This is a genomic window from Kitasatospora sp. NPDC059817 (assembly GCF_042731835.1).
Classification (GTDB): Bacteria; Actinomycetota; Actinomycetes; order Streptomycetales; family Streptomycetaceae; genus Kitasatospora.
This window is the reverse complement of record NZ_JBHWIR010000280.1, coordinates 1-6,478: the sequence shown is the minus strand read 5'-3', so window position 1 is coordinate 6,478 and position 6,478 is coordinate 1. Positions and strand designations below refer to the sequence as shown.

At 70.4% G+C, this 6,478-nt stretch carries 5 protein-coding genes; all 5 read right to left on the bottom strand.

What is annotated here, in order from left to right; all coding sequences use genetic code 11:
- On the bottom strand, positions 1–1,199 hold a 1,199-nt coding region (locus tag ACFV61_RS33245; RefSeq protein ID WP_380495763.1), incomplete at its 3' end, for a hypothetical protein.
- Positions 1,200–1,375: 176 nt separating this feature from the next.
- Complete coding sequence (locus ACFV61_RS33240; protein WP_380495761.1) at positions 1,376–3,169, bottom strand: glycoside hydrolase family 15 protein; 1,794 nt, start codon at positions 3,167–3,169, stop codon at positions 1,376–1,378.
- A gap of 70 nt (positions 3,170–3,239) precedes the next feature.
- Positions 3,240–4,136, bottom strand: coding sequence for a carbohydrate ABC transporter permease (locus ACFV61_RS33235; RefSeq protein WP_380378810.1), 897 nt, complete (start codon positions 4,134–4,136; stop codon positions 3,240–3,242).
- Positions 4,123–5,199 (bottom strand): carbohydrate ABC transporter permease, encoded by a 1,077-nt coding sequence (locus ACFV61_RS33230; protein ID WP_380495757.1) that lies wholly within the window; start codon positions 5,197–5,199, stop codon positions 4,123–4,125. Before ACFV61_RS33230 ends, ACFV61_RS33235 begins: the two co-directional genes overlap by 14 nt.
- On the bottom strand, positions 5,189–6,442 hold the full coding sequence (locus tag ACFV61_RS33225) for an extracellular solute-binding protein (RefSeq protein WP_363375814.1): 1,254 nt from the start codon (positions 6,440–6,442) through the stop codon (positions 5,189–5,191). The genes ACFV61_RS33230 and ACFV61_RS33225 overlap by 11 nt, the downstream gene beginning before the upstream one ends.
- Positions 6,443–6,478: the final 36 nt, after the last annotated feature.

Here is a 6,478-nt window from a genome sequence, read left to right as displayed (position 1 = left end):
ACCACCCCTGGAGTGGGCGGGGGCTCCGTCCGTTGTTTATCCCCCCCGGGGCCGGGGCCCACCCGCCCCCCGCCCTGGGCGGGGGTCAGCGGCTTGCCGGGGGTGAGCGCCGGGGTGCCCGGGGTGCCCGGGGCGGCGCCGCCCTTGCCTCCGCTGGTGGCGCCGGAGGTGAGGAGGGTGAGCATCGTGCTCTGGATGTCGTCGCTGGTCAGCGTGACGGCGTCGGCGGGGGCCTCGACGGTCGGGGCGTTCTGGTTGAAGGCGAGCTTCACCGGGAAGTTGACGCCCGGTGCGGCCTTCGCCTCCAGCTGGGCGAGGTCGAAGGTGGCGGCGGAGAGCTTGCCGTCCTTCAGGTAGAGGTCGGCGCCGACCTTGTCCTCGCGCACGGTGCTCGGGACGGAGGTGGGGAGCTTCCCGAACTGCTGGGGGAACTTGGCGGCCAGCGGCTTGACGGCCTTCAGCAGTTCGTCGGCCAGCTGGCGGCCCGGGGCGCTCATCCAGATGTGCTCGGCGCCGTCCTTCTTGCCCTTGTCCTCGAAGGTGACGGTGCGGGACAGCACGTCCTTGAGGGAGTTGGTCAGCTGCTTGGCGGACTCCGGGTCCAGCGAGGGCTGTGCGCTCGGGGTGGCCTTGGCGCCGTCGAACTTCTTGGTGTCGTCGGCGAGCTTCTGCAGGTCGAAGGAGACCCACTTGCCGGCCAGCACGTCCTTGACCGGCTTCAGTTCGGCGGGCAGGTCGCTGCTGATGGCGTCGACCTGCGACGGGTCCTCGCCGACCAGCTTCACCAGGCCCTTGGCGTCGGCCCGCAGGAACGCCTTGGCGTCGACCTGGCGGTACTCCAGCAGCGCGGTGCCCTTCCGGTCGGAGAGCACGTAGGACAGGCGCACCGACTTGTCGAGCGTCAGGTCCTTGTCGGCGCCGTTGCTTTGCGCGTTCTTGAAGGTGTCGAGGTCCTTCAGGGGCTTGTCGGCGGATATCGCGACGGAGAAGTTCAGCCCGGACACGGCGTCGGCGCTCTTCGGGTCGACCTTGTCGCCGGTGGCCGCACCGAAGGCGATGATCTGTTCGGGCGTGGCGTCCACGGAGAACGTGAGGCCGGCGGCCTTGCCCTCGCCGACCTTGGTGAAGGCCTTGGACACCTTCTGGGCGGCGGACAGCTGCTCGACGGTGCCGCAGGCGGCCAGGCCGGCGGCGAGCACGGATGCGGTGACGGCGACGGGAACGGTTCCGCGCGCGGCCCGGCGAATGGCGGTGTTGATGGTACGTCTCCTGTATGGCGGGGTCTGACCACATGGTCAGACCGGTCCCTCCCCGGTGGCGTCAGGCGCCACAGTGCTTACACATTTGATCACATCATCAACAAGGGGGTGGCCGATTATTTCGGACCGCCGCAGCCCCGGCCGAGGCGCAGCGCGGTGTCGATCAATGGCACATGGCTGAAGGCCTGCGGGAAGTTGCCGACCTGGCGCTTGAGCCGCGGGTCCCACTCCTCCGCCAGGAGCCCGAGGTCGTTGCGGATGGACAGCAGCTTGTCGAACAGCTGGTGCGCCTCGTCCGTCCGGCCGATCATCGCCAGGGCGTCGGCCAGCCAGAACGAGCAGGCCAGGAAGGCGCCTTCGTCGCCCGGCAGGCCGTCCACCCCGCCGCTCGTGGGGTAGCGCAGCACGAAGCCGTCCTCGGTGGACAGTTCGCGCTGGATCGCCTCGACGGTGCCGATGACGCGTTTGTCGTCCGGCGGCAGGAAGCCGACCTGGGGGATGAGCAGCAGCGAGGCGTCGAGTTCTTGCGAGCCGTAGGACTGGGTGAAGGTGTTGCGCTCCGGGTCGTAGCCGTGGGTGCAGACGTCCTCGTGGATGGTGTCACGCAGGGCGCGCCAGCGCTCCAGCGGTCCCTCGCAGTCGGTCTGCTCCAGCAGTTGGACCGTCCGGTCGACGGCGACCCAGGCCATCACCTTGGAGTGGACGAAGTGCCGGCGCGGGCCGCGGACCTCCCAGATGCCCTCGTCCGGCTCCTGCCAGTGCTCCTCCAGCCAGGAGATGAGCCGCAGTTGCAGCAGGTGGGCGTGGTCGTTGCGGGCCAGGCCGGTGTGCTGGGCGAGGTGCAGGGCCTCGACGACCTCGCCGTAGACGTCGAGTTGCAGTTGGCCGGCGGCGCCGTTGCCGATCCGGACGGGGCGGGAGCCCTCGTAGCCGGGCAGCCAGTCGAGTTCGGTCTCCACCAGCTCCCGTTCGCCGGCGATGCCGTACATGATCTGGAGGTTCTCCGGGTCGCCGGCGACGGCGCGCAGCAGCCACTCGCGCCAGGCCTTGGCCTCGTCGCGGTAGCCGGTGCGAAGCAGCGAGGAGAGCGTGATGGTGGCGTCGCGCAGCCAGGTGTAGCGGTAGTCCCAGTTGCGGACGCCGCCGATGTCCTCGGGCAGCGAGGTGGTGGGGGCGGCGACGATGCCGCCGGTGGGGGCGTAGGTGAGGCCCTTGAGGGTGATCAGGGAGCGGATCACGGCCTCGCGGTAGGGGCCCTGGTAGGTGCACTGGGCGGCCCAGTCGCGCCAGAACTCCTCGGTGGCGGCGAGTGCCTGCTCGGCGTCCGGCCGGTCGGGGGCGCCGAGGTGGGAGGCCTGCCAGGTGAGGGCGAAGGCGATCCGCTCGCCGGCGGTGACGGTGAAGTCGGCGTAGGTGGTGAGGTCGCGGCCGTAGGTCTCGGACTCGCCGTCCAGCCACACCGAGTCGGGCCCGGCCACGGCGACGGTGCGGGCGCCCGTGCCGTCCGTGACCTTGTGCACCCAGGGCACGATGCGCCCGTACGAGAAGCGCATCCGCAGGGCCGAGCGCATCCGGACGGTGCCGGCGACGCCCTCGACGATCCGGATCAGCTGCGGGGCCGCCGTGCCGCGTGGCGGCATGAAGTCGATCACCCGGACGGTACCCCCGGCGGTGTCCCACTCCTGTTCCAGGACCAGCGAGTCGCCCCGGTAGCGCCGCCGGTGGGCGGGCGGGGCGTCACCGGGGGCGATCCGCCAGAAGCCGTGCTCGTCCGTGCCCAGCAGGCCGGCGAAGACGGCCGGGGAGTCGAAGCGGGGCAGGCACAGCCAGTCGACGGCGCCGTCCCTGCCGACCAGGGCGGCGGTCTGCATGTCGCCGATCAGCGCGTAGTCCTCGATGCGGGCGGGCACGTGGTTCTCCAAGAAGGGTTCACAGGAAGGTTCGGCAGAGGGGGGGTGTACAGGCCGGGCCGGGCCGGGCTCACTCCTTGAGCGAGCCCGAGTTGGCGCCGCGCACGAAGTGGCGCTGGAAGCAGAAGAACAGGATCGCCACCGGGAGGGTGGAGACCAGCGCCGCCGCCAGCTTGAGCGGGTACTGCGTCCCGGAGCCGAGGCCGCCGGAGACGAAGTGCGCCAGACCGGTGGTGAGGGTGTCGTGCTCGCTGGACTGGGTGGAGACCAGGAAGTGCGTGAACTCGTTCCAGGAGCCCTGGAAGGAGAGCACGGTGAGCGTGATCAGCGAGGGCCGGGACATCGGCAGGACGACGGACCAGAAGATCCGGAACGTCCCGGCGCCGTCGATCCGCGCCGCCTCCTCGATCTCGCGCGGCACCGACTCGAAGAACTGCTTCATGATGAAGATCCCGGCGGCGTCGACCAGCAGCGGCAGGATCATGCCGCTGTAGCTGTCGAACATGCCGAAGCTCTTCAGCACCAGGAACTTCGGGATCAGCAGCACCACGCCCGGCACCGCCATCACGGCCAGCACGAAGGCGAACAGCAGCCGGCGGCCCGGGAACCTGATCCGGGCCAGCGCGTAGCCCGCCATCGAGTCGAACAGCACCCGGCCGGCCGTCACCAGGACGGTCACCACCACGCTGTTGCCCAGCCAGCGCAGGAACGGGATGTTCTCGACGCCCTCCGCCAGGCCGAACAGCCGCCGGTAGGAGGCCAGGGTGCCGCCGTCGGGCAGCACCGACATCGGGTGGGCGGCCGCGTCCGGGTCGGTCTTGAAGCTGTTCACCAGTTGCAGCAGGAACGGCAGCAGGTAGAGCAGCGCGAAGCCGAGCAGGACGGCGTACCCGAGGAGCCGCAGCGGCCGGGGGAAGCGGCCGAGGATCGGCTTGTCCACGGCGGGCTTGCGGTCAGCGTGCGGCACGGCGGGCTCCCTTCGGGCTGCGGCGGGGCTTGCCGTCCCGGTCCCGCAGGACCCACCGCTGGACGGCGGTGAGCAGCAGGATCAGGCCGAGCAGGACGAACGCGATGGCGGCGCCCTGCCCGAAATCGGCGTTGTCGAAGCCGGCCGAGTAGGACAGGTAGGCGGGAGTGAGGGTGGTGTTGCCGGGCGCGCCCTTGCCCATCACGTACACCTGGTCGAAGACCTGCCAGGTGGAGATCAGGCCGAGGGTCAGCACCAGGAACAGGACGGGCCGCAGCGCGGGCAGGGTGACGTGGCGCAGCAGCTGGCGGCGGTTGACGCCGTCGAGCGCGGCGGCCTCCTCCAGTTCGCGCGGGATGTCCTGGAGGGCGGCGAGGAAGATCAGCATGAAGGTGCCGGAGGTGGTCCACACCGCCATCAGGATCAGCGTGCACATCGCGACCGAGGGCCCGGCGAACCACTCCGACCAGGACAGCCCGAGCGGGCCGCCGGTGCCCGGGGCGGGCTGGTCCAGGCCGAACCAGCCGAGCACCAGCCAGATCACCCCGCGCGGGTCGGCGAACCAGTTCGGCCCCTTGACCCCGAGCCAGCCCAGCATCCGGTTGACGGCGCCGCTGCCCTGGAAGAGGAACAGGAAGACCGTCGAGATCGCGATCGAGCTGGTGACGGACGGGAAGTAGAACACCGTGCGCAGGGCGCCCCGGCCGCGCAGCATCCGCTGGTTGACCAGGACGGCGAGCAGCAGTGCCAGGACCGTCTGCAGCGGCACCGTCAGCAGGACGTAGTACAGCGTGTTGCGCATCGAGGTGGCGAACAGCGTGCGGTCCAGGCCGTCCTCGGCGAACAGCCGGCGGTAGTTGTCCAGGCCGATGAAGTCCGCACTGCCGCTGAACGGGTTGGACTGGCCGTCCCAGTGCAGCAGGCTGACCCACAGGGCCATCCCGATCGGCAGGACCATGAAGAGGCCGAGGACCAGGACCATGGGGCCGGCGAACAGCCAGCCCCATGCTCCCTCGCGCAGGCCGCGCCGGCGTATCGTGCCGGTGGAGCTGTTACTTGGCATTCTTGATGGCCTGCTCGCCGTTGCGCTGGAGGGTGGCCAGGATGGCCGCCGGGTCGCCCGTCTTCAGCGACTGGAGGTCGGTGTTGAACTGGGTGAGCACCTTGGTGAACCCGGCGATGGTGACCGGCGCCTGAGCGTTGGCGACGCCGTCGACCCAGGCCTTGGACTCGGGGTACTTCTGGGCGTAGGCGCTCAGCGCGCTGGTGCGCGAGGGCATCACGCCGAAGGCCTGGGCGAACTCCAGCTGCTGGTCGGCGGAGGCGAGGTGCTTGACCAGGTCGACCCCGGCCGCCTGGTGCTGGCTCTTGGCGGCGATGCCCCAGCAGTTGCTGAAGGCGAGGGTGCCGGGGCCGGCCGGGCCGGCGGGCAGCGGGAGCACCTTGTACTGGACGTTCGGGTAGTCCTTGGCCATCGCGCCCTTGAGCCAGTTGCCCTCGATGGTCATCGCGGCCTTGCCCTTGCCGAGCGCCTCGCCGCCCCAGCCGGCGTCCACCTCGGCGACGTACTTGGCCGAGCCGGCCTTCATCATCGACTGCACGTACTCCAGTGCCTGCTTGTTGGCCGGGTTGTCGGCGGTCATCGCGGTCTGCTCGGGGTTGGTGATCCAGCCGCCGGCCTCCTTCAGCAGGGCGCCGAGCCGCTGGTAGTCGGGGGCGGTCACCAGGCCGGTCACGCCGTCCTTGGTGAGCTTGGCGGCGTCGTCGGAGAGCTGCTGCCAGCTGGTCGGGTAGTCGGCCTCGGTCAGGCCGGCCTGCTGCCACAGCGTGGTGTTGATCGCCAGGCCCAGGGTGGAGGTGTCCTTGGGCAGGCAGGTGAGCTTGCCGTCGTAGCTGAAGGCCTTGCGCAGCGGCTCGGAGAAGTCGGCGGCGTCCGGGATCTGGTCGCCGTAGGCGTACAGCGAGCCGCCCTTGGCGTAGTTCGCGAACTGGTCGGAGTTGACGTAGAAGAGGTCCGGCGGGTTGCCGCCGGCGAAGGCCTGGCCGAGCTGCTGGTTGATGTCGCTGGCGATCTGCACGGTGACGGTGTTGCCGGTCTTCTTGGCCCAGTCGGCCGTGGCGGCCTTGACCGCGGCCGTCTCGGCCTCGCCGGAGGTGGCGATCAGCACCGTCAGGCTCTGGTTGCCGCCGGAGGACTGCTTGGCCGGTGAGTCGCCGAAGCCGCCGGAGGAGGAGCAGCCGGTGACGGCGCCGAGGGTGACGGCCGCGCAGACGGCTGCCGCGGCGAGGGTGCGGGAGGTGGCCATGCGGGATCTCCTTGCGAGGGTGGGTGGGGGAGTGGG

What these genes read in the sequence shown, in the direction of transcription:
- ACFV61_RS33230 (WP_380495757.1), bottom strand. Translation starts at nt 5,199, where the DNA reads ATGCCAAGTAACAGCTCCACCGGCACGATACGCCGGCGCGGCCTGCGC.
- ACFV61_RS33225 (WP_363375814.1), bottom strand. Translation starts at nt 6,442, where the DNA reads ATGGCCACCTCCCGCACCCTCGCCGCGGCAGCCGTCTGCGCGGCCGTC.